This window comes from sulfur-oxidizing endosymbiont of Gigantopelta aegis, assembly GCF_016097415.1.
In the GTDB taxonomy this organism is placed as follows: Bacteria; Pseudomonadota; Gammaproteobacteria; order GRL18; family GRL18; genus GRL18.
Genome location: NZ_JAEHGE010000001.1, coordinates 4,051,701 through 4,077,362 on the forward strand (window position 1 = coordinate 4,051,701; position 25,662 = coordinate 4,077,362).

Below are 25,662 nucleotides of genomic sequence, written 5' to 3' on the forward strand. Positions count from 1 at the left end.
GTCAAAATGTTCTGGAAAATCCTTAAGATTCAGTACATAAGGCGGTCGCAGTAGGTTCAACTGATTTTTTTAGGATTATACCCCAAGGATAAAATATGCCTAATGTGGCTACACTTAACCGGACACACAACTTAAAATAACTAAAAGATAAAAAGTGTGACCTAAAATGAATGATCAAACAAAAAAAACCGAATAAAAGCTATACATCAGAATTTAAAGAATCAGCTGTCAAATTAGCTAATGAGACGGATCAACCCGTTTCTCAGACTGCCAGGGAGCTAGGTGTTAATGTAAATACTCTACATACCTGGATCAGTAAATATTCCAAACCGGTGAAGACGGTAGCCAATAGAAGTGATGAACACATTTATGATGAAGTAAAACGTCTGAAAAAAGAATTGGCAAAAGTGATTCAGGAGCGTGATTTATTAAAAAGGCCACAGCGTACTTTGCAAGGGAAACTTTGTGAAGTACGCATGGATAACTGATCAGGCTAAAGATTACCCGGTAACGATTCTGTGCCGTTTTATGGATGTTTCCCGTAGTTGCTATTATGATTGGGTTAGCTCTCCTAAAACGGATAGAGAGAAAGAAAATGAAGCGCTTACTGAGCAGCTAAAAAACTGTTTGAAGACAGTCGCAAGACTTATGGAACCCGTCGTCTTAAAAGAAAACTGGCTGAAAAAGGCGTTCATATAAGCCGCCGGAGAATTGGTCGATTAATGAAAAAAGCCGGTTTGTTTTGTAAAACGAAGAGACGCTTTAAAGCGACGACTAATTCCAAGCATAATAAGCGTATATCTCCAAATTTACTGGAAAGAGAGTTTGCTGTCTCTCAACCTGATCGCTACTATGTGGGTGATATTACCTATATTGCCACCAAGGAAGGCTGGTTATATTTAGCGGTTGTCATTGACTTATTCTCTAGGCAAATTGTTGGCTGGTCGATGGATGAGCGAATGAAAGCCAAGCTAGTCAATGATGCTTTACTGATGGCCATATGGAAGCGTAAACCAATGGATGGATTGCTTTGGCATACTGACCGAGGTAGCCAATATGCCTCTGATAGTCATAGAAAAATATTGTCGGATCATAACATAATTCAGTCTATGAGCCGCAAAGGAAATTGCTGGGACAATGCTGTATCAGAGAGCTTCTTTCATAGTTTGAAAACTGAATTGACGCACCATTGTCGATTCAAAACCAGAGTAGAAGCAAAGCAGGCAATATTTGAATATATTGAGGTATTTTATAATCGGGAGCGACTTCATTCGGCTAATGATTATTTGTCACCAGTCGATTATGAAATACAGCAGGAAATAGCTTAAATCGATTGATTGAAGAGGGGTAAAAGGCGACATAAATGCCGCCCATTACCGTTGACGGCCATCGGCTCCTCAGCCTGTGCCGTGAAGATATTGTAACAGGATCATTACCGTTGTGAAAATACCTTGGGTGAATGGAACGGCTCTATCGTTCCAGAGGGCAAAGCCCTTTCTCTTCATCTGTTTAAAGTTAACATGAGAAACTAAAATGATAGGAAATACAAAATGACAAAAATCACTTGAAACAGCCAAAAAAAAATATTTAGAAAACTGTCCGGAAAAGTGTTGACACATCAGCCTATTGAAAGTCCATCAGAAACAGCACAGGACAGCAATATACCAAAGGATGTACAAAAAGACTCTCAGCATTTTGAAACAGTAATCATCGGCACTGGATTTTCAGGTTTACTCGCGGCTATCCGTTTACAAAAAAGCATTTCAATGACTTTGTCTTATTAGAACGAAGTTCTGATATCGGTGGAACCTGGCGGGACAACTCCTATCCGGGTGCCGAAGTAGACATTCCAACGAGCTTATATTCTATTTCCTTTGTGCCTTATAAATTCAAAAAACATATTCACCACAGAGTGAATTGCTTGAATATACCAACTATATCATCAATAAATTTGATATTAGAAAGCACACAAAAACAAACCAAACCGTCACAAAACTTACATATAATGAAGATACTTTTTTATGGCATGTAGAGGTTGGGTCAGGAGAACACTATACCGCTCGGTTTATTATTGATACCAGTGGTGTGTTAGCCAATCCACATATTCCTGAAATTAACGGGGCTGATACTTTTCAAGGCGCTAAATTCCACACTGCGCGATGGGATCACAACATACCTTATGAAGGAAAACGTGTTGCAGTGATTGGGTCTGGATGTTCCGCAGCTCAGGTCGTTCCAGCCATTGCCAGTAAGGTTGAGCAATTAACATTATTTATGGGCAAGGCTCAATGGATCATTCCACGTTCAGACCGCAACTATAGTTCCACCGAGCGTTTCATTCGTAATCTTCCTGGAATACGGCATATTATTCGTTTTGCAATCTTTAGTTATCATGAAATCAGATTTCTTGCCTTTCGTCGCTATCCAATCACGACAAATCTCAGTAAATTCATTAAAAGTATTTATAGAAAGGTACTCAAGAAGAATCTTGAAAAATACATTGATGATGACAAGATACGCCAACATATGATGCCTGATTATGAATTGGGCAGCAGGCGAGTCATTCCGACAAATATTTATCTCCCGGCCCTTTCCCGAGACAATGTGACTGTTAATATCAGTGGCATAGAAGCGATTACACCAACAGGCATTAAAACCAAAGACGGTAAAGAAATACCTTTAGACATCATCGTCTATGCCACAGGCTTTTATGCTTATTCAAATATGAAAAAAGCACTCTCATTTCAGGTCTATGGTCTCGATGGTCGAAACCTCAATAGTGAATGGGAAACAGATCTGGTCTCTTATAAGGGCATCATGGTTTCAGGCTATCCTAATTATTTTAAAGTAAATGGACCTAATACCGGTACCGGTCATAGTTCACAATTATGCTATATGGAAGCAATGACCCATTATACCGTTAAGGCAATTGAGGCAATAAAAAGCGATACCAGCATCAAAGCCATCGACGTTAAACAGAACCTTCAGGATGAGTACGTTAAAAAAATGAGACAAACGATGCAATTGACCGTTTGGCAAAATAGTACTTGTACGGCTTTTTATAGAAAAAATATGACAGGTGATGTCACCAGCCTATCACCTGAATCTGTGGTCAACTTTATCTTTACCCGTAAATGGTTTCACTTAAGTGATTATAATTTATTAAAGTGAAATAAAACCATGTAATAAAACCTTAAAATATGCCAATTTATCTTTACATTTGTAGGATGTGGTGAGTATAACGAACCACATCAAAACGTATATTTAAAGCCATTGATGCAGTTCGTTATACTCACCACATCCTACATCTGAAGTGTAAACAAGGTTTAATATGTGCCCTTTGTGAACAGTCTGATAATTTCAAGGTAAATATTAATCATTCAGGGAATTGAAATGAGCAATAAGAAAGTAGGTATTACTACAGCCATAACTGCCATAATAATTATGGCCTTTTTAATCATTTATTTGGCCAAGCCCTGCGATGGGGACTATAAGTTTAGCCTAAAAGAAATGTCATTTGAGTGTTCTCTAGCAACAATAAACCCTGACCCAACCCCAGGCCCAAGTTCAGGTTCAAGTTCAGGTTCAGGTGATATCACAACAACGCCAGATGATTCTAATAACTCAGATAAAATTATCCATGCCTGTATCAATAATAAAATTGCCAGTCTAGAAGCAAAAACACGCCAAGAAGTTGTTAGTTTGGGTGTGGCCGCAGGTCTTGGCAAATATTTTGCTTGCAAAACTGTCACCGTTAACAAAGAAAAAATTAGCGCAAGGTCCAAAGTCTAATGAATATTTATCCGGCTCCCCTGAGTGTTCACTGGTTTCTGCCGAAGTTGAAGATAGAGCAAAAGTCATAGAGTGCGGTACGAAAAATGGTAAGCCTTTTATTAAAATTGAAGTAAAAGGTAAAGGCTGTGAATATTCAAATAAAGCAACATAATGTGGCTATACTTAACCGGACACACAACTTAAAATAACTAAAAGATAAAAAGTGTGACCTAAAATGAATGATCAAACAAAAAAACCGAATAAAAGCTATACATCAGAATTTAAAGAATCAGCTGTCAAATTAGCTACAACCTGTTTCTCAGACTGCCAGGGAGCTAGGTGTTAATGTAAATACTCTACATACCTGGATCAGTAAATATTCCAAACCGGTGAAGACGGTAGCCAATAGAAGTGATGAACACATTTATGATGAAGTAAAACGTCTGAAAAAAAGAATTGGCAAAAGTGATTCAGGAGCGTGATTTATTAAAAAGGCCACAGCGTACTTTGCAAGGGAAACTTTGTGAAGTACGCATGGATAACTGATCAGGCTAAAGATTACCCGGTAACGATTCTGTGCCGTTTTATGGATGTTTCCCGTAGTTGCTATTATGATTGGGTTAGCTCTCCTAAAACGGATAGAGAGAAAGAAAATGAAGCGCTTACTGAGCAGCTAAAAAACTGTTTGAAGACAGTCGCAAGACTTATGGAACCCGTCGTCTTAAAAGAAAACTGGCTGAAAAAGGCGTTCATATAAGCCGCCGGAGAATTGGTCGATTAATGAAAAAAGCCGGTTTGTTTTGTAAAACGAAGAGACGCTTTAAAGCGACGACTAATTCCAAGCATAATAAGCGTATATCTCCAAATTTACTGGAAAGAGAGTTTACTGTCTCTCAACCTGATCGCTACTATGTGGGTGATATTACCTATATTGCCACCAAGGAAGGCTGGTTATATTTAGCGGTTGTCATTGACTTATTCTCTAGGCAAATTGTTGGCTGGTCGATGGATGAGCGAATGAAAGCCAAGCTAGTCAATGATGCTTTACTGATGGCCATATGGAAGCGTAAACCAATGGATGGATTGCTTTGGCATACTGACCGAGGTAGCCAATATGCCTCTGATAGTCATAGAAAAATATTGTCGGATCATAACATAATTCAGTCTATGAGCCGCAAAGGAAATTGCTGGGACAATGCTGTATCAGAGAGCTTCTTTCATAGTTTGAAAACTGAATTGACGCACCATTGTCGATTCAAAACCAGAGTAGAAGCAAAGCAGGCAATATTTGAATATATTGAGGTATTTTATAATCGGGAGCGACTTCATTCGGCTAATGATTATTTGTCACCAGTCGATTATGAAATACAGCAGGAAATAGCTTAAATCGATTGATTGAAGAGGGGTAAAAGGCGACATAAATGCCGCCCATTACCGTTGACGGCCATCGGCTCCTCAGCCTGTGCCGTGAAGATATTGTAACAGGATCATTACCGTTGTGAAAATACCTTGGGTGAATGGAACGGCTCTATCGTTCCAGAGGGCAAAGCCCTTTCTCTTCATCTGTTTAAAGTTAACATGAGAAACTAAAATGATAGGAAATACAAAATGACAAAAATCACTTGAAACAGCCAAAAAATATTTAGAAAACTGTCCGGAAAAGTGTTGACACATCAACATTTAAAATGGTTGCCAATTACAAAAGAAATATTAATCAAAGCACCAGAAAACATATTGAAGCTGAATGCAAAAAAAATAGTGAGTGAACGGCCGCCCATTGGGATTGATATTCTGAGCAATTGAAAAATTTCACTACCCGGTATCGGTGACCAATCTGCTATAAGAACGGGATGCTTTTGTTCGCCAACCAACTGCGATGTCAGATACTGTGATGTGTCAACACTTTTCCGGACAGTTTTCTAAATATTTTTTGGCTGTTTCAAGTGATTTTTGTCATTTTGTATTTCCTATCATTTTAGTTTCTCATGTTAACTTTAAACAGATGAAGAGAAAGGGCTTTGCCCTCTGGAACGATAGAGCCGTTCCATTCACCCAAGGTATTTTCACAACGGTAATGATCCTGTTACAATATCTTCACGGCACAGGCTGAGGAGCCGATGGCCGTCAACGGTAATGGGCGGCATTTATGTCGCATCGACAATGGTGCGTCAATTCAGTTTTCAAACTATGAAAGAAGCTCTCTGATACAGCATTGTCCCAGCAATTTCCTTTGCGGCTCATAGACTGAATTATGTTATGATCCGACAATATTTTTCTATGACTATCAGAGGCATATTGGCTACCTCGGTCAGTATGCCAAAGCAATCCATCCATTGGTTTACGCTTCCATATGGCCATCAGTAAAGCATCATTGACTAGCTTGGCTTTCATTCGCTCATCCATCGACCAGCCAACAATTTGCCTAGAGAATAAGTCAATGACAACCGCTAAATATAACCAGCCTTCCTTGGTGGCAATATAGGTAATATCACCCACATAGTAGCGATCAGGTTGAGAGACAGTAAACTCTCTTTCCAGTAAATTTGGAGATATACGCTTATTATGCTTGGAATTAGTCGTCGCTTTAAAGCGTCTCTTCGTTTTACAAAACAAACCGGCTTTTTTCATTAATCGACCAATTCTCCGGCGGCTTATATGAACGCCTTTTTCAGCCAGTTTTCTTTTTAAGACGACGGGTTCCATAAGTCTTGCGACTGTCTTCAAACAGTTTTTTAGCTGCTCAGTAAGCGCTTCATTTTCTTTCTCTCTATCCGTTTTAGGAGAGCTAACCCAATCATAATAGCAACTACGGAAACATCCATAAAACGGCACAGAATCGTTACCGGGTAATCTTTAGCCTGATCAGTTATCCATGCGTACTTCACAAAGTTTCCCTTGCAAAGTACGCTGTGGCCTTTTTAATAAATCACGCTCCTGAATCACTTTTGCCAATTCTTTTTTCAGACGTTTTACTTCATCATAAATGTGTTCATCACTTCTATTGGCTACCGTCTTCACCGGTTTGGAATATTTACTGATCCAGGTATGTAGAGTATTTACATTAACACCTAGCTCCCTGGCAGTCTGAGAAACGGGTTGATCCGTCTCATTAGCTAATTTTTGACAGCTGATTCTTTAAATTCTGATGTATAGCCACATTAACTGATAGAGATCCTTACGTTCAGTGTGCTGTTATTTATTACCTATTAATCTGATTTTATGCATATCAGGGCATGCAGATGGTATTTTTTATGTAATAATTGTGAGGCTTTCATGACGTTCTCCAAATTGATTTGTGGTGAACTAATTTGATCATAGTTCGTCATGAAAGTCGATCAATTTCAAAATATTCAACGCGTTACTAAAAAACTCGCGGGGATAACTCAGGAGTAAATATTGAAGCAACTTATAAATATGAACCCTCATCACTTATTTCTTGTAAAATCATTAGCATCATTATGCATACTTGGGCTTGATATTTCTACTACTGTTTTTGCACTAGAAAATAATGCCATCGCAGAAAATTTTGATGCGACTACGGTCTGGTCTTATGGCTCACAAAATGGTGGTAATGCCATTATATCCAACAATACTGCTGAAAATTATCTTAATAGTCGCGGAAGCTTAAAGGCTAACTATCCCATTGCCTCTGGCGGTGTTTATAACTGGGCTCATAGGCTGGATCTTTAAAGCTATTGATTTATAAGGTATTATTTTAAAAATATAAAAAAGAGTAAAAAACAGCTATATTTAAGCATTTAAGTTGAACTATTAGGCGTTCAAATGATCAGATCAAGTAGACCAATACTTATAGCGAACTGATCAAATGAACAAAATCTATATTAAACAACTTGGAAATAAATGCAAAAAGTTTTTTTCAGAAAAGACATTAAATGATTTGGGAAATCCTTAAAACTGGCATCACGCTGTAGGCAAATAACACCTTACCGATTGGGCATGGCTTTTATAACGGTTCTTTCACAACATGAGATAAAAACAATAGCAGATCTTCATCGAGGATTTAATAATCTGTTTGGGATCAATATTGCTTATAAGCCATTTCATAACCAACTACGAAAGAAGCAATTCCCTGTTTTTATGCGTCATATGTTAGAACATTTACTCAATGAGTTTGCCTATCAATCACTGGCATTTAACAAAGGTAGTCCATTTGAAATATTTAAGAAAATCCTATTACAGGATGGTTCTTCTTTTGCTGTTAATCCCAAATTAAAAGACAAGCTTCCTGGTCGTTTCAGCCACTATAACCCAGCGGCAGTTGAGTTGCATGTTGCATTGGATTTATATTCAGAAACACCTGAGACGATTATATTAACTCCCGACACAAATGCTGAAGCCCAATATTTACCAAAGCCTGAGCAATTAGAAGACACTTTAATTATGGGAGACAGAGGCTATTTTAAAAAGGATTACATGTATCGTGTATTACAACAAAGCAGTGTTTATTGCATCATTAAAGCGACTTCAGCAATAAACCCTAATGTTAAAAAAGTACTGATCGATGATAAACAGCTTAAGAAATTTTCAAATAAAAAGCTCAAAGACATAAAAGAAAAATTATCTAAAACTGATGTAATTGATATGGATATTCAATGGGAAGAAAAAGATAAAATAATTAATTGCCGAATGATTGTTAGTTGGAACCCCAGTGGCCAATTACTTTCAATATTTAACGACAAATTTGCCACGAGATACATTTTCACCAGAACATATTATTGAAGCGTACCGACTTCGCTGGCAAATTGAGTTGATGTTTAAAGAATGGAAATCATTTGCCAATCTGAGGACATTTGTCACTGAAAAAGAAGCCATTGTTGAGGGGCTGATTTGGGCTTCCTTATGTGCGGCCATTTTAAAAGGTTTATTGCCCATGTTGCTCAAAAGGCGACAGGCGTTGCCATTTCAACACACAAAGTGGCTAAATCTGCTTGTTACTTTATGGGTGATATTATGAATTCAATAATACATGACCCCGATAAAATCAGAATGGCTCTTGAAAAAGCGATTCTATTTTTAAAAACAATACTCGGCGTGATAGTATAAAGCGAGATAAAAAATCTGGGCGATCAAAACTGGGGCTAAACCCTCTATATGGAGCGTAAATTTATGATGTTAAAAATTCATAATTCCTTAAGGTCCAGCCTATGTAACTGGGCTAGCCTTAACATTTCCAGTTGGCAAACAAATAGTATTAAAGTTGAGTTCTGGGCAAAAATGCCTAAGGCTCGACATGGCGTAAAATTTCTAAAGATTTTTAGTGGTCGCAACGCTAATAATACTAATTCAGGCTATGCAAACACCACTTTTGGCCTAGATTATACCGGCGGTGATAATGGTGGTATGTATCAGGTTTCTTTTGGTGACGGCACTAATATCTAAAATGATACAGCCAATGTTATTAATTTTGATGGTACATACCCGCAATGGATTGGCCGTTCATTTGGTATTGCCAAGATCTCTACGCCACAAAATCAACGCTGGTCATCAAGCAATTGGGGGGCTGATTGGCATCATTTTAGTTTTAAAATCAAGTTTAATAGCGGAACAACAGCAGAAAATGAGCTACCGGATGGAGAGTACTCCGTTACCATTGATGGTATTGTCTATGTGGAAGCCACAAGACTTTTTAACCGCCACTATTCTAACTCACTCATCGATAGAGTTGAATTACTTGGCTGGTCTCAAAGTGGTTCAGAGCCATTTGAAATTTGGTATGACAATGTCAAAGTTGAACAATATCCCTTAATCAGACCAACGGATACTGAAAAAACTTGCTGTCCCTCAGGCAATGTCATCAAGCTCATTAAAATGTCACAAGCAAAAGATAAAAGCCTTTAGCTGTATATAAAAAAGCCTTTAGCCAATGACTTGCTTAACGGTGACTGAAAAACGCCAATAAAGAAAGGTAAAGACCGCTAGATTTAAAAATCCAATCAAGGCAAATAATTGTGGCAAAGAAAAACCATTATCCAATAACATCATAGTGAATAAGGCTGATACCACCATAAACAAAGAATTGATAATATTATTAGCAGCAATTGTTCTAGAGCGTGACTCAATAGCACTATGCTCTTGTAGAATGACATATAAAGGTACAATATAAAGGCCACCAGAAACACCTAATAAAAGTACAGAGAAAAGCACATGGGCGGTCATCGGATCATTAAACAGAGCTTGCCAAGTAGAAAGCTCATTGACATTTTTCAGCAGATTATCAGTCATTAGCTGATTGCTTATCCAATAGAGATCAATAGCGGTTAGACTAATACCGATAGCACCCACAACAATCCACTTAACACTCTTTTTTAACGTTGCAGATTTACCCGCAACAATTGACCCAACACCCACACCAATGGAAAAAAGTGCCAGCAACAAAGTAATGACTTGTTCTTTAGCATGGAGGACATCCTGAGTAAATACCGGCAAGGGCAAGACAGATAACATGGTTGCGCCAACAAACCAAAACCAAGATATCGCAATTATCGCCCCAAAAATCAAGCGTGAGTCTGTGGATGATACAATAATATTCCATGTTTCTGTGAAAATATTCCAATTGATTATCAGGTTTTCATTGGCTGACTCTGCCAAAGGAATTTTACGACTTGCGAACCAGCCGAGTAGAGCGACACTGACCACGGTAATACTGACATAAACACGACCCAACTCCCCTTCAAGAATTAAGATGCCACCTAATAATGTACCTAATAGGATAGCCAGAAAAGTCCCTAGCTCAATCATTGCATTGCCTTTTAACAAGCCTTCTTCAGTAAGGTGTTGCGGTAGAATACTGTATTTTACCGGCCCAAATAAGCTTGACTGGCAGCCCATAAAGAATAATACGGCTAATAAAAACCAGATATTTTCTAAATAAAAACCTAGGGCTGCAAGGATCATTATATTGATTTCACCCATTTTTACATAACGGATGAGGCGTGCTTTTTCGTATTTATCAGCCAACTGCCCCGCAAGTGCAGAAAATAAGAAAAACGGCAGAATAAATATGCCGCCACTGAGAGGGATTAATAACTCAACTGAAATACTGGTATAGCTCGCTGCATTCATTGTCACCAAAATAATGAGTGCATTTTTATAAACGTTATCATTAAATGCCCCCAAAAACTGTGTCCAGAATAAGGGTGCAAAGTATTTGCTACTCAGTAAAGTATTAAAATTCATAGATTAAATGACAACTTATTTTAAATGAAGATATTATAGTGGGAATAATGATTTGTCGTATACGTCAAAACTTCCCACGTTGACGTATCATTCCACTTTATTTAAAGGCTGAATTTTTTCAGTCAAATTCCATGGCAACAATTGCTCTAAAGCCTCATCATCATAATGCCTGCCCAGCTTAGGTAACTCAGTCAGAATGTGTGTTAAAAAGGCAAAGGGCTCTAGGTTGTTTGCTTTCGCTGTTTGCACGATTGAATATAAAATAGCACTGGCCTCAGCACCACGAGGATTTTGGTTCATGACCCAGTTTTTGCGCCCAATCACAAAGGGTTTGATCCGCCGCTCTGCCATATTATTATCAATCTGGAGGTTGCCCTCTTCAAGATAGACAGTCAGATACTTCCATTGATTGATCACATAACGAATAGCGACACCCAACTTACTGTCTTTTGTTGTTTTAGTCACTTTATCATCACACCACTTTTTAAAGTCATCCAGTAGTGGTTTGCTTTTTCCTGACGGATCAGGTAACGTTGTTCAGCATTGAGCGGTTTGATTTGTTTTTCAATCGCATACAATTTAGCAATTTTACTGATCGCCATTTGTACCATGCCAGGCTTTTTCTGACTGTTCTTGGGTAATGCTTTTAAGGCATCATGGAACTTGCGACGAGCATGTGCCATGCAGCCTAATAAAGTGACTTCACTGTTCTCATTTTCGAATATATGATAACCGGGAAAGCCATCCGTTTGCAGGTAACCTGAAAACCCCGTTAAAAAGGTTTTGGCATGTTGGCCTGCACGAGTAGGCTGATACTCATACAAAACAATGGGACACTTGGAATGATAGCCGCCACTTTGATAGAGCCACATATAAGATTTAGGGCAATTCTCACGTCCATCATGGATCACTCGCATCGTTGTTTCATCGGCCTGGATGATTTTCTGCCTAATGAGATAATACAACAACTGATGTGTCAACACTTTTCCGGACAGTTTTCTAAATATTTTTTGGCTGTTTCAAGTGATTTTTGTCATTTTGTATTTCCTATCATTTTAGTTTCTCATGTTAACTTTAAACAGATGAAGAGAAAGGGCTTTGCCCTCTGGAACGATAGAGCCGTTCCATTCACCCAAGGTATTTTCACAACGGTAATGATCCTGTTACAATATCTTCACGGCACAGGCTGAGGAGCCGATGGCCGTCAACGGTAATGGGCGGCATTTATGTCGCCTTTTACCCCTCTTCAATCAATCGATTTAAGCTATTTCCTGCTGTATTTCATAATCGACTGGTGACAAATAATCATTAGCCGAATGAAGTCGCTCCCGATTATAAAATACCTCAATATATTCAAATATTGCCTGCTTTGCTTCTACTCTGGTTTTGAATCGACAATGGTGCGTCAATTCAGTTTTCAAACTATGAAAGAAGCTCTCTGATACAGCATTGTCCCAGCAATTTCCTTTGCGGCTCATAGACTGAATTATGTTATGATCCGACAATATTTTTCTATGACTATCAGAGGCATATTGGCTACCTCGGTCAGTATGCCAAAGCAATCCATCCATTGGTTTACGCTTCCATATGGCCATCAGTAAAGCATCATTGACTAGCTTGGCTTTCATTCGCTCATCCATCGACCAGCCAACAATTTGCCTAGAGAATAAGTCAATGACAACCGCTAAATATAACCAGCCTTCCTTGGTGGCAATATAGGTAATATCACCCACATAGTAGCGATCAGGTTGAGAGACAGTAAACTCTCTTTCCAGTAAATTTGGAGATATACGCTTATTATGCTTGAATTAGTCGTCGCTTTAAAGCGTCTCTTCGTTTTACAAAACAAACCGGCTTTTTCATTAATCGACCAATTCTCCGGCGGCTTATATGAACGCCTTTTTCAGCCAGTTTTCTTTTAAGACGACGGGTTCCATAAGTCTTGCGACTGTCTTCAAACAGTTTTTTAGCTGCTCAGTAAGCGCTTCATTTTCTTTCTCTCTATCCGTTTTAGGAGAGCTAACCCAATCATAATAGCAACTACGGAAACATCCATAAAACGGCACAGAATCGTTACCGGGTAATCTTTAGCCTGATCAGTTATCCATGCGTACTTCACAAAGTTTCCTTGCAAAGTACGCTGTGGCCTTTTTAATAAATCACGCTCCTGAATCACTTTTGCCAATTCTTTTTTCAGACGTTTTACTTCATCATAAATGTGTTCATCACTTCTATTGGCTACCGTCTTCACCGGTTTGGAATATTTACTGATCCAGGTATGTAGAGTATTTACATTAACACCTAGCTCCCTGGCAGTCTGAGAAACGGATTGATCCGTCTCATTAGCTAATTTGACAGCTGATTCTTTAAATTCTGATGTATAGCTTTTATTCGGTTTTTTGTTTGATCATTCATTTTAGGTCACACTTTTTATCTTTTAGTTATTTTAAGTTGTGTGTCCGGTTAAGTATAGCCACATTAAACCGATTATAAAAGGGTTTGAGTAATTCAGCTGATTTAAGCACCCAGTTGGACATACTGGCTCTGGAAAGTGTTATCTTATAGCGTTTAAATATCGCTTCCTGTCGATAGAGAGGCAAGCTGTCTAGGAATTTAGAAACAATGATATAGGCCAGCAGGCTGGGTGATGCAAAACTTCTAGGAATGGGCTGTGCAGGCTTAGGAGCAGTTTTAACGCCTTCCTCACAAGCACGACAGGCATATTTAACCTGAACATGTTCTACAACATATACCTGAGCAGGAACAATTTCCAGTTGCTCTGAGGTCTCTTCACCAATTTCATGCAAGTGATGACCGCAGTCACAGACTTGTTCTGCTTCAGATAACTCATGACGAACAACTTTACGAGGTAGGTCTTTAGGTAAAGGCTTACGACCGGGCTTTTACGCTCATAAGTAATGGTTTCACGGACTTCCGGTGCTTCTTCGGCGAACGTTTCTGCCTCATTAAAGAAGTCGGGGTGAACTTCTTTTCACTGGAAGTACCAAACCGTTTATGTTGCAACAGACGAAATTGTTCCTCATACCAGTCCACTTTTGACTGGAGTTCAAGCACCCTGTTTTTGAGCGTTGGTATCTCTTCTGGTAGTATTTTGTCTGTTGAACTCATGCGTTATATTATACTAAAATGAGCGTTAAATGCTTGTATTTATTCTGTTTAATGCGCATCTAAAGGGACTTTTTTAGTTGTTTTCCAGACCATGAATTTCAGGGTGAGCATGGTGTTGTGTGCAAGATAAACCATCCAGTAACCACTGTAATTCTCTCAGTGTTAACGAAAGAGTGGGTTGTTCTTTTTCCATCGGCCACTGGAATTTCCCTTTTCAAGTGTACGATAGTAAAGCCAGAAACCATTACGCTCCCAGTACAGTATTTTAAGTTTATCTCGCTGACGATTACAAAAAACAAAGACACTGCCATCAAAGGGATTGTGTTCCAATTGCTCTGAGACAATCAGTGATAGCCCATTGGTTGCTTTTCTCATATCGGTAACACCAGAAACCAGATAAACCTGATTGACTGTGATGCCCGTTATCATGAAACAGTCCTGAGCAAATCCAGAATGGACTTGAGCTGATTCAGGTTCGTATCAGAATTGATTTCCAAACTGAAACCATTGGTATGGCTTACTTTAATTGCATTGCTTGTGGGGGAATTGGCCAGTAAATTAATGGGAATGAGTTGATTGTTGGTGTTGACCTGTTTTGATGAGCTAACATAACCCAACTTCTTTCGATAATAGCTAAAAATATGAGAGGGTATCTTATGTTGTTGACAATAAACTGCCTGGCTTAAGTTACTGGCTTGGCAGGCCTCTATGTGTTGCTAATGTGGCTACACTTAACCGGACACACAACTTAAAATAACTAAAAGATAAAAAGTGTGACCTAAAATGAATGATCAAACAAAAAAACCGAATAAAAGCTATACATCAGAATTTAAAGAATCAGCTGTCAAATTAGCTAATGAGACGGATCAACCTGTTTCTCAGACTGCCAGGGAGCTAGGTGTTAATGTAAATACTCTACATACCTGGATCAGTAAATATTCCAAACCGGTGAAGACGGTAGCCAATAGAAGTGATGAACACATTTATGATGAAGTAAAACGTCTGAAAAAAGAATTGGCAAAAGTGATTCAGGAGCGTGATTTATTAAAAGGCCACAGCGTACTTTGCAAGGGAAACTTTGTGAAGTACGCATGGATAACTGATCAGGCTAAAGATTACCCGGTAACGATTCTGTGCCGTTTTATGGATGTTTCCCGTAGTTGCTATTATGATTGGGTTAGCTCTCCTAAAACGGATAGAGAGAAAGAAAATGAAGCGCTTACTGAGCAGCTAAAAAACTGTTTGAAGACAGTCGCAGACTTATGGAACCCGTCGTCTTAAAAGAAAACTGGCTGAAAAAGGCGTTCATATAAGCCGCCGGAGAATTGGTCGATTAATGAAAAAGCCGGTTTGTTTTGTAAACGAAGAGACGCTTTAAAGCGACGACTAATTCCAAGCATAATAAGCGTATATCTCCAAATTTACTGGAAAGAGAGTTTACTGTCTCTCAACCTGATCGCTACTATGTGGGTGATATTACCTATATTGCCACCAAGGAAGGCTGGTTATATTTAGCGGTTGTCATTGACTTATTCTCTAGGCAAATTGTTGGCTGGTCGATGGATGAGCGAATGAAAGCCAAGCTAGTCAATGATGCTTTACTGATGGCCATATGGAAGCGTAAACCAATGGATGGATTGCTTTGGCATACTGACCGAGGTAGCCAATATGCCTCTGATAGTCATAGAAAAATATTGTCGGATCATAACATAATTCAGTCTATGAGCCGCAAAGGAAATTGCTGGGACAATGCTGTATCAGAGAGCTTCTTTCATAGTTTGAAACTGAATTGACGCACCATTGTCGATTCAAAACCAGAGTAGAAGCAAAGCAGGCAATATTTGAATATATTGAGGTATTTTATAATCGGGAGCGACTTCATTCGGCTAATGATTATTTGTCACCAGTCGATTATGAAATACAGCAGGAAATAGCTTAAATCGATTGATTGAAGAGGGTAAAAGGCGACATAAATGCCGCCCATTACCGTTGACGGCCATCGGCTCCTCAGCCTGTGCCGTGAAGATATTGTAACAGGATCATTACCGTTGTGAAAATACCTTGGGTGAATGGAACGGCTCTATCGTTCCAGAGGGCAAAGCCCTTCTCTTCATCTGTTTAAAGTTAACATGAGAAACTAAAATGATAGGAAATACAAAATGACAAAAATCACTTGAAACAGCCAAAAATATTTAGAAAACTGTCCGAAAAGTGTTGAACATCATGCTTCATCGAAGCATCTTTTGAATGGTTGCTCATTTGTATCTCCAAATTACGAATTGAAGATCATAGTTTGAGCTAACTGAAGCTTATTGTGAACGTGGGTTTTAATTGACGTTTACGATTTGTCTAAACTAGCACATTAATATTGTACCATCAATCAAGTTTATGAATTTATCTAATGGCACAAAACATCCTATTAAGGATTAAGTTATAAATCCTTAAACCTTAAAAACTGCTTAAATGAGAAAATTTATAAGTAGTTCACCCTATATATCTTTGAATAATGGATTTGCTATAGTATAAATTGACTTGGATCAATTGAATATCACACTCTAATTTTAAACTCTAAACAGAAATAATTAATGAGAATGGACCAGTGATATTTCTCTAACGGATGAGATATTGTAAAATGGACGAAATGATTTTTGCCTTGGGCACTGCTGTTCCTGAGCATAAAATAGCACAAAAACAATTAACAGATAGAACAATTTCACCACTCAAGCTGCCTAGAAAGCTCGACTATTGGTTAAAAAAGTGTCTGAACTATCGGATATTCAGAATCGGTTTTCTGTGCTTGAAGACTATAAATCTCCACTTGCTCAAGGTGCTTTCTATGGTAAAGACTTTCCTGTGAAAGAGCCAACCATGAGTGATCGTATGGTAATTTATAAACAAGAAGCACCACGCCTTGCCCTGCAAGCAGCTAAAGAAGCCATTGCTCAATGGGGTGAGGATGCGAATAAAATCACTCATATTATTTCCATCTCCTGTACGGGGTTCATCGCTCCTGGCATCGAAGTTTCATTGATTAAAGACCTACAGCTTAACAATGATGTACGCCGTTTTGGCTTAAATTTTATGGGCTGTATGGCTGCCTTTAATGGTTTATCTGCAGCACAAGCCTTAGCTGCTGAAGATCCAAAAATCGAGTCTTAGTTGTTTGCACCGAGCTATGCACGCTCCATTATCAGCGTAGTGAAAAAGAGAAACCTTATTAGGTCACGTCTTATTTGGTGATGGTGCTGCCTGTGCTATTGTGGGCAACACACCAACAGAAAATGAAAACCCACTTTGGCGATTTGAAAACAAAGCCTCATGGCTATTGGATGATAGTCAAAATGAGATGACCTGGATATCTGGTGATAACGCTTATATTATGAAGCTCACATCAAAAGTTCCCAAGTTAATTAAAAAACAAATCCATGCTTTATTCTCTAAGCTGGTCAGCAAAGAACAATATAAAGATGCATTGTGGGCTATTCACCCTGGTGGCAAGGCGATTATTGATGGTATACAGGAATCATTAAAACTCAGTCATAAAGATACTCAAGAGTCACGTGATGTACTTAATGATTATGGCAATATGTCCAGCCCGACCATTCTATTTGTACTCAAACAATTGGCCCAAAAACGCCATGAAAAGAAATGGACATTTGCTTTAGGTTTGGCCGGACTGAGCATTGAATAATGTGGCTATACTTAACCGGACACACAACTTAAAATAACTAAAAGATAAAAGTGTGACCTAAAATGAATGATCAAACAAAAAACCGAATAAAAGCTATACATCAGAATTTAAAGAATCAGCTGTCAAATTAGCTAATGAGACGGATCAACCTGTTTCTCAGACTGCCAGGAGCTAGGTGTTAATGTAAATACTCTACATACCTGATCAGTAAATATTCAAACCGGTGAAGACGGTAGCCAATAGAAGTGATGAACACATTTATGATGAAGTAAAACGTCTGAAAAAGAATTGGCAAAAGTGATTCAGGAGCGTGATTTATTAAAAGGCCACAGCGTACTTTGCAAGGAAACTTTGTGAAGTACGCATGGATAACTGATCAGGCTAAAGATTACCCGGTAACGATTCTGTGCCGTTTTATGGATGTTTCCCGTAGTTGCTATTATGATTGGGTTAGCTCTCCTAAAACGGATAGAGAAAGAAATGAAGCGCTTACTGAGCAGCTAAAAACTGTTTGAAGACAGTCGCAAGACTTATGGAACCGTCGTCTTAAAAGAAACTGGCTGAAAAGGCGTTCATATAAGCCGCCGGAGAATTGGTCGATTAATGAAAAAGCCGGTTTGTTTTGTAAAACGAAGAGACGCTTTAAAGCGACGACTAATTCAAGCATAATAAGCGTATATCTCCAAATTTACTGGAAAGAGAGTTTACTGTCTCTCAACCTGATCGCTACTATGTGGGTGATATTACCTATATTGCCACCAAGGAAGGCTGGTTATATTTAGCGGTTGTCATTGACTTATTCTCTAGGCAAATTGTTGGCTGGTCGATGGATGAGCGAATGAAAGCCAAGCTAGTCAATGATGCTTTACTGATGGCCATATGGAAGCGTAAACCAATGGATGGATTGCTTTGGCATACTGACCGAGGTAGCCAATATGCCTCTGATAGTCATAGAAAAATATTGTCGGATCATAACATAATTCAGTCTATGAGCCGCAAAGGAAATTGCTGGGACAATGCTGTATCAGAGAGCTTCTTTCATAGTTTGAAAACTGAATTGACGCACCATTGTCGATTCAAAACCAGAGTAGAAGCAAAGCAGGCAATATTTGAATATATTGAGGTATTTTATAATCGGGAGCGACTTCATTCGGCTAATGATTATTTGTCACCAGTCGATTATGAAATACAGCAGGAAATAGCTTAAATCGATTGATTGAAGAGGGGTAAAAGGCGACATAAATGCCGCCCATTACCGTTGACGGCCATCGGCTCTCAGCCTGTGCCGTGAAGATATTGTAACAGGATCATTACCGTTGTGAAAATACCTTGGGTGAATGGAACGGCTCTATCGTTCCAGAGGGCAAAGCCCTTTTCTTCATCTGTTTAAAGTTAACATGAGAAACTAAAATGATAGGAAATACAAAATGACAAAAATCACTTGAAACAGCCAAAAAATATTTAGAAAACTGTCCGGAAAAGTGTTGCACATCAGAAAGCTTAATCTTAGAAAATAGCAATCCAATAAAGCGGCTTAAATGTTTCCATTCATCGCACAATATTTACCAAGCTTTAAAAATAGAAGCTATCAAAAGAACTGATCGACTTAGGCGAAGCCTATTATAGTGAAGAAGAATATTTTGATTGTTTGGAAAAGCTAGGAGCCGTCGGGCGCTTACTACAGTGGACCCCATTGTCAAGACAGCTTTCTCAAATATTAAGATATAATTCTGTTGGTTATTTATAGTATTAGTCTTATCCACATATCCACAGGTCTGCCAGTAGTCCAGAGACGCTTGCGATATATCTCAGGGCTACTGGCTTGGCCTGTGGATATGTGGACAAGGCGGTTGCCAGTAAAGTTGATTATCCTCTCATCATGCTGCCCGTTTTAAGTCTGGAACAACTTCTTTCATCACGCCATAGATCTCTGCAGGCGTTTTTCCACCGTGTGTACTGTGTGGTCGTTCATGGTTGTAAAACTCAAAATATTCCTTTAATGAGCTCTTTAGCTCATCAATACTTTGGTAATCCTTGAGGTAAATTTCCTCATATTTTACACTTCGCCAGAGTCGTTCAATCATAATGTTATCCATTGCTCTGCCTTTGCCGTCCATGCTGATTTTTATATCATTGGCCTTTAGAACACCTGTAAATGCTCTGCTAGTATATTGAGCACCTTGATCCGTATTGAAGATTTCTGGCTTTCCATATCGTCGCAGTGCTGTTTCCAGACTACTGATACAAAAGCTTTCTTCCATGCTGGTTGACACTTCCCAGGACAGCACAAAACGGCTACTCCAGTCCATAACAGCACTTAGGTAGACAAATCCATGTGGCATCCGTAAATACGTGATATCTGTGCACCAAACCTGGTTATTCCTATTAATATCAATTCCTTTGAGCAAATATGGATAGAGGTTATTTACTTTGCAAGGCTTGCTGGTATTGGGTTTTGGTGCCACTGAAACCAATCCCATGATCCGCATAAGCCGTTGAACTTTTTACGATTAATTTTATAACATTTCAATCTTAATGCATTACGAATTTGACGACTGCCATAGAATGGATGTTTTATGTACAACTCATCAATCAAATTCATTAATGTTAAATCTTTATTTTGCAGAGGCTTTTTAGGTTGATAGTAATAGCTTGAACGGTTCAGGCCGATAAGCTCACATTGTTTTTGATGCTCAACTGAGGGTGCTCTTTTCTATGCAACACCGCTTTTCTGCTCTACTCAGTTGAACATCTTCAACTTTTTGACAGCCAGTCAGCCTCTACTTTTAGTTGACCTATTTGGCTGTACAGGTGTTCTTTTTCCTTTTCATGTTCAGCATCTTTATTCTCTAATTTTTTGAAAAGTATCGGCTGCACCATCAAGCATCTGCTTTTCCAGCTATTGACCTGGGTGGTGTGCACTTCAAATTCTGACGCAATTTCTGCGACTGTTTTTTGACCTTTCAAAGCCTCAATGGCTACTTTTGCTTTAAATTTGTTGTTGAATGTTTTTCTTTTTGTGCTCATTTTTTGTTCCCCGTTAGGTTAGCTCTTATATCTTAACCTATTGTCCAGTTTTCGGGGTCCACTATATACTCGGTGGCGACAGAGCCACTTTGAAAAGTTTTTCCCATATTGAGCCAAAACTATTCTCGACGTTGGCTGTGGCGGTGGCTTTACTGCGCAATTGTTATCCAAAAAGTTTCACCAATGCTCAATTCTAGGCATAGATATGAGCAAAAAGCCATTGATTTTTGCCATCAACGACACAATAAAAAGTCCTAAACTTAACTTCAAACATCATATAAACAAAGGCATTGAAGCACCAGACAATAGTGTTGATATAGTCACATCGACTCTTGTCTGTCATCACATGAATGATGATGAGCTGGTTGAGTTTCTAGATCAGGCTCAACGTGTCGCCAAGCATGAAGTTATTATCAATGATGTGTCAACACTTTTCCGGACAGTTTTCTAAATATTTTTTGGCTGTTTCAAGTGATTTTTGTCATTTTGTATTTCCTATCATTTTAGTTTCTCATGTTAACTTTAAACAGATGAAGAGAAAGGGCTTTGCCCTCTGGAACGATAGAGCCGTTCCATTCACCCAAGGTATTTTCACAACGGTAATGATCCTGTTACAATATCTTCACGGCACAGGCTGAGGAGCCGATGGCCGTCAACGGTAATGGGCGGCATTTATGTCGCCTTTTACCCCTCTTCAATCAATCGATTTAAGCTATTTCCTGCTGTATTTCATAATCGACTGGTGACAAATAATCATTAGCCGAATGAAGTCGCTCCCGATTATAAAATACCTCAATATATTCAAATATTGCCTGCTTTGCTTCTACTCTGGTTTTGAATCGACAATGGTGCGTCAATTCAGTTTTCAAACTATGAAAGAAGCTCTCTGATACAGCATTGTCCCAGCAATTTCCTTTGCGGCTCATAGACTGAATTATGTTATGATCCGACAATATTTTTCTATGACTATCAGAGGCATATTGGCTACCTCGGTCAGTATGCCAAAGCAATCCATCCATTGGTTTACGCTTCCATATGGCCATCAGTAAAGCATCATTGTAAAGCATCATTGACTAGCTTGGCTTTCATTCGCTCATCCATCGACCAGCCAACAATTTGCCTAGAGAATAAGTCAATGACAACCGCTAAATATAACCAGCCTTCCTTGGTGGCAATATAGGTAATATCACCCACATAGTAGCGATCAGGTTGAGAGACAGTAAACTCTCTTTCCAGTAAATTTGGAGATATACGCTTATTATGCTTGGAATTAGTCGTCGCTTTAAAGCGTCTCTTCGTTTTACAAAACAAACCGGCTTTTTTCATTAATCGACCAATTCTCCGGCGGCTTATATGAACGCCTTTTCAGCCAGTTTTCTTTAAGACGACGGGTTCCATAAGTCTTGCGACTGTCTTCAAACAGTTTTTTAGCTGCTCAGTAAGCGCTTCATTTTCTTTCTCTATCCGTTTTAGGAGAGCTAACCCAATCATAATAGCAACTACGGAAACATCCATAAACGGCACAGAATCGTTACCGGGTAATCTTTAGCCTGATCAGTTATCCATGCGTACTTCACAAAGTTTCCCTTGCAAAGTACGCTGTGGCCTTTTTAATAAATCACGCTCCTGAATCACTTTTGCCAATTCTTTTTTCAGACGTTTTACTTCATCATAAATGTGTTCATCACTTCTATTGGCTACCGTCTTCACCGGTTTGGAATATTTACTGATCCAGGTATGTAGAGTATTTACATTAACACCTAGCTCCCTGGCAGTCTGAGAAACGGGTTGATCCGTCTCATTAGCTAATTTGACAGCTGATTCTTTAAATTCTGATGTATAGCTTTTATTCGGTTTTTTTGTTTGACCATTCATTTTAGGTCACACTTTTTATCTTTTAGTTATTTTAAGTTGTGTGTCCGGTTAAGTATAGCCACATTACAATGACTTACATCGTCACCCTATCGCCTACTATTTTTATTATTTTATGGCCCCAGTTTTATTTCGTAACCGTCTCATATCACAAGATGGTTTGCTGTCAATAAAACGTGCTTTTGTTCGCTCTGATTGGCAACACTATTTACAAAGAGCTGGAGTGAACCCAACGCATTATTCAATCAAGTGGTATTTTCCCTTTCGCTATATAGTGAGGATACAATGCAGTCAAAAACCATGCAGTCAGAAAAAATTGTAATCATTGGTGGTGGTGTTGGAGGCCTTGCGGCTGCTAACACACTAATTGATGGTGGTCATTCACCCGTTATTATCGAAGCCGGACATTATCCGGCCTATAAGGTTTGTGGTGAATTCGTGTCACCAGAAGCCTTGCCCGTATTAGCTAATTGGGGGATAAAGCCCACTCGAAGTATTAGTAGCATTGAGTTTATCAACAAAAAAGACAGTCGTTTTAGTTTAAAGATTGAGAAGAATGGTGGCGCTTTATCGCGAACTGACTTAGAAGATGCCTTAAGAAAAAGAGTATTAGATCATAATATCACATTATATGAAGGTGTTCGGGTTATTGATATCAAAAAAATTAATACCCATTATCAACTCACCCTCAGTAATGATAAAACCATTATTGCAGAGAAAATTCTAGTCAGTGCTGGACGCTTTTTTACTAAAACAGGTAAAAAACCCGAGAGTAAATACGTGGGTTATAAAGCACATTTTACTGGCAAACAAATTGATACTCTAAAAATGCACATGCATCCCGGTGGCTATTTTGGCTTTCTACCCTTAGAAGATGGCAAAATCAATGCAACTTTATTACAAGTTAAGGGACAGGATCATCTATTTGAAGAAATGAAAAAACACATGAAAGATTTATCAATTTGGGAGCCGGGCTGGATAAAAGTTGAAGCACCTGATTTTGGTTTTAAAAAAATACCCGTTGAAAAAAACATCTATTATCTTGGTGATGCTTGTGCTGCCATTCCACCAATTACAGGGCTTGGAGTCACCTTAGCTTTGCTGTCTGGAGTGGTTGCCGGAAAAACTTGTCTAGAGCTGAATTCTGAAGACTATAAAAAATTATGGCTAAAGAATTTTAAACGTCCGATTAAAGCCGGCTTATTTATTCATAAATTATCATTATACTCTGTGACTTTACCTTTATTTTTTGTTTTAAATCGCTTAAATAATAGTCTGACACAGTTCTTTTTTCGCCGTACCCGTGTATCTCAGCTCTATTTATCATAAAGTACCCAGTTCTATTAAACCAAAACAGATTAATTTAACATGAGTTCTGGATACAAGTTAACTTAATAGTGGTGCGCTTCGTTCCTCAGCAGCACCCTACGGTTGTCTGCAAGTGAAGTATTGGAGCAGTAGGATGCTGCTGAGGAACGAAGCACATCACAATAATACAAACTGAACAATACCGTTATTTATTATCAAGAACTCAGGTTAATTTACCAAGGCCAAAGTATCTTTTTGCACAGGCTTCATTGATTGCTTATTTTTTTCAGCTCGTTTGATGGCTGCTAGGCGATTTTTTTGTTTAATATCAGCTTGTGTTAACTTCAGCTCTTCAATATTTGTTACTAAATCAGGATATTGAGTTTTATTCTTTTGAGCAGCAGTATACTCACCGGGAAAGCGTATTTTTGTACGCTGTATTTCAGTGGGCACTTCAGCTTTAGTGTCAAACCATGCGGTATCCAGAGTATTAATGAGACTGAAAGTGGGATTTTTCATATTAAAGAATGTAATACCGGAAAGCATTAGAAAAAAGACGGTGCTGGCGGCAAGACCTGTCATTATTGGCGTTTTATTATTCAATAGAAATTGATTTAATACCCCTCTAATAGAGGACTCATCATGGTTGGTCTTTTGCTCCAAAATCACGGGGAAATTATCACGTATGGCAGTGATTTTTATATTGCTAACAGTTTCAAAAGCCTTATCTATTGCCTTATTATCAATACTATCATGTGCTAGGTGCTGATCGCTAACGAATGCTTCTGTTTGAATGTTTTGGCTTTTAAAAGCATCTTGTACCCGATTGATTTCCTGACGAAATTGCTGAATTGAATTAATTGAGTCATCCATCTGACTAGAAAACAATTTATTAATGGTTGTTTGCCAGCATTTTGCTCTTTTACCACTCAGGCCATAAACAGGAATTTCTAGATAAGGCGTTGTTTCTCTATTAAGTAATTTAAAAAAAACTAAGCCTAGGCAACTCAAGTCCGATTGTGTATCAACCAATTGATTGAGTAGTAGCTCATCTTCACTAAAATGAATATCAGGACAGTTTTTTAATATTTGCGGAACAATTTCATATTCAGATAGGATGGTTTGATTATCTTTACTCAGAAAAATATTGCGCGGTTGGATATTGCCATGTTCTAGTTTTATTTTATTTATATACTCAAGTGCATCAATTAACTGCTTAATGATCTGAGTAATTTGTTTCACTGGAAAGCCAAAAATCAATCTTGGGGCAATTGAACCATTAGGATAATAGTCCATAACGATATAACAATGCCGACCTGAAATTCCTGCATCATACACATGCATGCAATGCGTATGTTTAATTGATGTGAGTATTTTTATTTGCTTTTTAAATGCCTGACGAAATAAAAACTGATTGGAAAGTGATGAATGAATGACTTTTATCGCCCTGATATCGCCCTGCACATTATGTGCTAGATAGAGCGACGCATATCTTCCTTTAGCAATACGATATTTTATAGTGTAACCAGGTATGTCCATTTTACCCTTCCCTTTATCATGCCAATAGATGTAAAAATTAGTGATTGAAATTAGAGTTGTTGTTATTGTTTGTTTATTTGTTTATAAATAGATAGATAGATAGTTAAAAAAAGTCATGGGTGTTT

At 38.4% G+C, this 25,662-nt stretch carries 22 protein-coding genes and 9 pseudogenes; 17 read left to right on the top strand and 14 right to left on the bottom strand.

Translation table 11 applies throughout. The features are described 5' to 3' along the window. Window positions 1-170 precede the first annotated feature (170 nt). The 5 genes and pseudogenes from JEU79_RS21080 to JEU79_RS28970 all read left to right on the top strand — a co-directional run bounded on the left by JEU79_RS21080 (window position 171) and on the right by JEU79_RS28970 (window position 5,160). Window positions 171-1,328, top strand: a pseudogene (locus JEU79_RS21080) (IS3 family transposase). 279 nt (window positions 1,329-1,607) lie between these two features. Then, window positions 1,608-1,784 carry a hypothetical protein gene (locus JEU79_RS27010; protein WP_246540444.1) on the top strand — a complete coding sequence of 59 codons (177 nt, stop codon included), beginning with the start codon at window positions 1,608-1,610 and terminating at the stop codon, window positions 1,782-1,784. Window positions 1,785-1,917: 133 nt separating this feature from the next. Then, on the top strand, window positions 1,918-3,171 hold the full coding sequence (locus tag JEU79_RS21085; RefSeq protein WP_246540445.1) for a flavin-containing monooxygenase: 1,254 nt from the start codon (window positions 1,918-1,920) through the stop codon (window positions 3,169-3,171). Window positions 3,172-3,393: 222 nt separating this feature from the next. Next, window positions 3,394-3,792, top strand: coding sequence for a hypothetical protein (locus JEU79_RS21090; RefSeq protein ID WP_198265647.1), 399 nt, complete (start codon window positions 3,394-3,396; stop codon window positions 3,790-3,792). Window positions 3,793-4,009: 217 nt separating this feature from the next. Next, window positions 4,010-5,160 (top strand): annotated as a pseudogene (locus JEU79_RS28970) (IS3 family transposase). 738 nt (window positions 5,161-5,898) lie between these two features. Here the strand turns inward: JEU79_RS28970 and JEU79_RS21110 are convergent. Both JEU79_RS21110 and JEU79_RS21115 read right to left on the bottom strand, forming a co-directional pair. Beyond that, a complete protein-coding gene (locus tag JEU79_RS21110; protein ID WP_198265648.1) occupies window positions 5,899-6,606 on the bottom strand; it encodes an IS3 family transposase in 708 nt (235 codons plus the stop codon). A 30-nt stretch (window positions 6,607-6,636) separates the two neighbouring features. Next, window positions 6,637-6,906 (bottom strand): transposase, encoded by a 270-nt coding sequence (locus JEU79_RS21115; protein ID WP_198266104.1) that lies wholly within the window; start codon window positions 6,904-6,906, stop codon window positions 6,637-6,639. A 264-nt stretch (window positions 6,907-7,170) separates the two neighbouring features. Between JEU79_RS21115 and JEU79_RS21120 the strand changes: the two genes are divergently transcribed. The 5 genes from JEU79_RS21120 (at window position 7,171) to JEU79_RS21140 (ending at window position 9,633) form a co-directional block, all read left to right on the top strand. Continuing rightward, on the top strand, window positions 7,171-7,464 hold the full coding sequence (locus JEU79_RS21120; protein ID WP_198265649.1) for a hypothetical protein: 294 nt from the start codon (window positions 7,171-7,173) through the stop codon (window positions 7,462-7,464). Between the two features lie 267 nt (window positions 7,465-7,731). After that, window positions 7,732-8,514 carry a transposase gene (locus tag JEU79_RS27780; RefSeq protein ID WP_198265650.1) on the top strand — a complete coding sequence of 261 codons (783 nt, stop codon included), beginning with the start codon at window positions 7,732-7,734 and terminating at the stop codon, window positions 8,512-8,514. Continuing rightward, window positions 8,477-8,749 (top strand): transposase, encoded by a 273-nt coding sequence (locus JEU79_RS27785; RefSeq protein WP_198264247.1) that lies wholly within the window; start codon window positions 8,477-8,479, stop codon window positions 8,747-8,749. Before JEU79_RS27780 ends, JEU79_RS27785 begins: the two co-directional genes overlap by 38 nt. 260 nt (window positions 8,750-9,009) lie before the next feature. Continuing rightward, window positions 9,010-9,174 carry a hypothetical protein gene (locus tag JEU79_RS21135; RefSeq protein ID WP_198265651.1) on the top strand — a complete coding sequence of 55 codons (165 nt, stop codon included), beginning with the start codon at window positions 9,010-9,012 and terminating at the stop codon, window positions 9,172-9,174. Between the two features lie 228 nt (window positions 9,175-9,402). Beyond that, window positions 9,403-9,633: a hypothetical protein gene (locus tag JEU79_RS21140; protein WP_198265652.1), complete on the top strand. Its 231-nt coding sequence runs from the start codon at window positions 9,403-9,405 to the stop codon at window positions 9,631-9,633. A gap of 18 nt (window positions 9,634-9,651) precedes the next feature. On the opposite strand, the gene JEU79_RS21145 is transcribed toward JEU79_RS21140, so the two are convergent. From JEU79_RS21145 to tnpA, 9 genes and pseudogenes are all read right to left on the bottom strand, one after another. Continuing rightward, window positions 9,652-10,971: an MFS transporter gene (locus JEU79_RS21145; RefSeq protein ID WP_198265653.1), complete on the bottom strand. Its 1,320-nt coding sequence runs from the start codon at window positions 10,969-10,971 to the stop codon at window positions 9,652-9,654. Between the two features lie 87 nt (window positions 10,972-11,058). Continuing rightward, entirely contained in the window at window positions 11,059-11,322 is a 264-nt protein-coding gene (locus tag JEU79_RS21150) for a transposase domain-containing protein (protein WP_425511184.1), read from the bottom strand. Further along, window positions 11,305-11,954, bottom strand: a pseudogene (gene tnpC / locus JEU79_RS21155) (IS66 family transposase); the annotation flags it as partial. The gene JEU79_RS21150 and the pseudogene tnpC, both read right to left, overlap by 18 nt. A gap of 276 nt (window positions 11,955-12,230) precedes the next feature. Next, window positions 12,231-13,375 (bottom strand): annotated as a pseudogene (locus JEU79_RS28975) (IS3 family transposase); the annotation flags it as partial. Between the two features lie 37 nt (window positions 13,376-13,412). After that, on the bottom strand, window positions 13,413-13,637 hold the full coding sequence (locus JEU79_RS27800; protein WP_281401093.1) for an IS66 family transposase: 225 nt from the start codon (window positions 13,635-13,637) through the stop codon (window positions 13,413-13,415). 48 nt (window positions 13,638-13,685) lie between these two features. Next, window positions 13,686-13,790, bottom strand: a pseudogene (locus JEU79_RS27805) (IS66 family transposase zinc-finger binding domain-containing protein); the annotation flags it as partial. A 70-nt stretch (window positions 13,791-13,860) separates the two neighbouring features. After that, complete coding sequence (locus tag JEU79_RS28980; RefSeq protein WP_425511157.1) at window positions 13,861-14,100, bottom strand: IS66 family transposase; 240 nt, start codon at window positions 14,098-14,100, stop codon at window positions 13,861-13,863. 162 nt (window positions 14,101-14,262) lie between these two features. Further along, entirely contained in the window at window positions 14,263-14,529 is a 267-nt protein-coding gene (gene tnpB / locus JEU79_RS21180; protein WP_198263387.1) for an IS66 family insertion sequence element accessory protein TnpB, read from the bottom strand. Next, entirely contained in the window at window positions 14,526-14,810 is a 285-nt protein-coding gene (tnpA, locus tag JEU79_RS21185; protein WP_425511194.1) for an IS66 family insertion sequence element accessory protein TnpA, read from the bottom strand. The genes tnpB and tnpA overlap by 4 nt, the downstream gene beginning before the upstream one ends. Window positions 14,811-14,883: 73 nt before the next feature. On the opposite strand from tnpA, the pseudogene JEU79_RS21190 reads away from it, so the two are divergent. The 5 genes and pseudogenes from JEU79_RS21190 to JEU79_RS21210 form a co-directional block, all read left to right on the top strand. Then, window positions 14,884-16,039 (top strand): annotated as a pseudogene (locus JEU79_RS21190) (IS3 family transposase). An 818-nt stretch (window positions 16,040-16,857) separates the two neighbouring features. Further along, on the top strand, window positions 16,858-17,259 hold the full coding sequence (locus tag JEU79_RS21195; RefSeq protein WP_198265656.1) for a beta-ketoacyl-[acyl-carrier-protein] synthase family protein: 402 nt from the start codon (window positions 16,858-16,860) through the stop codon (window positions 17,257-17,259). Between the two features lie 100 nt (window positions 17,260-17,359). Continuing rightward, complete coding sequence (locus JEU79_RS21200) at window positions 17,360-17,791, top strand: beta-ketoacyl-[acyl-carrier-protein] synthase family protein (protein ID WP_198265657.1); 432 nt, start codon at window positions 17,360-17,362, stop codon at window positions 17,789-17,791. A gap of 353 nt (window positions 17,792-18,144) precedes the next feature. Then, the gene (locus tag JEU79_RS21205) at window positions 18,145-18,306 is read left to right on the top strand and encodes a hypothetical protein (protein WP_198265658.1); all 162 of its coding nucleotides are present in this window, start codon (window positions 18,145-18,147) and stop codon (window positions 18,304-18,306) included. Window positions 18,307-18,358: 52 nt separating this feature from the next. Further along, a pseudogene (locus JEU79_RS21210) lies at window positions 18,359-18,998 on the top strand (IS3 family transposase); the annotation flags it as partial. A gap of 670 nt (window positions 18,999-19,668) precedes the next feature. Here JEU79_RS21210 and JEU79_RS21220 read toward each other — a convergent pair. Further along, window positions 19,669-20,818 (bottom strand): annotated as a pseudogene (locus JEU79_RS21220) (IS3 family transposase). Window positions 20,819-20,939: 121 nt separating this feature from the next. On the opposite strand from JEU79_RS21220, the gene JEU79_RS21225 reads away from it, so the two are divergent. Further along, window positions 20,940-21,269, top strand: coding sequence for a class I SAM-dependent methyltransferase (locus JEU79_RS21225; protein WP_198266107.1), 330 nt, complete (start codon window positions 20,940-20,942; stop codon window positions 21,267-21,269). Window positions 21,270-21,525: 256 nt separating this feature from the next. On the opposite strand, the pseudogene JEU79_RS28985 reads toward JEU79_RS21225, so the two are convergent. Then, window positions 21,526-22,693, bottom strand: a pseudogene (locus tag JEU79_RS28985) (IS3 family transposase). Between the two features lie 282 nt (window positions 22,694-22,975). On the opposite strand from JEU79_RS28985, the gene JEU79_RS21250 reads away from it, so the two are divergent. Continuing rightward, on the top strand, window positions 22,976-24,019 hold the full coding sequence (locus JEU79_RS21250) for an NAD(P)/FAD-dependent oxidoreductase (RefSeq protein ID WP_198265664.1): 1,044 nt from the start codon (window positions 22,976-22,978) through the stop codon (window positions 24,017-24,019). A gap of 207 nt (window positions 24,020-24,226) precedes the next feature. Here JEU79_RS21250 and JEU79_RS21255 read toward each other — a convergent pair whose 3' ends face one another. After that, window positions 24,227-25,537: a protein kinase family protein gene (locus JEU79_RS21255; RefSeq protein WP_198265665.1), complete on the bottom strand. Its 1,311-nt coding sequence runs from the start codon at window positions 25,535-25,537 to the stop codon at window positions 24,227-24,229. Between the last annotated feature and the right edge of the window lie 125 nt (window positions 25,538-25,662).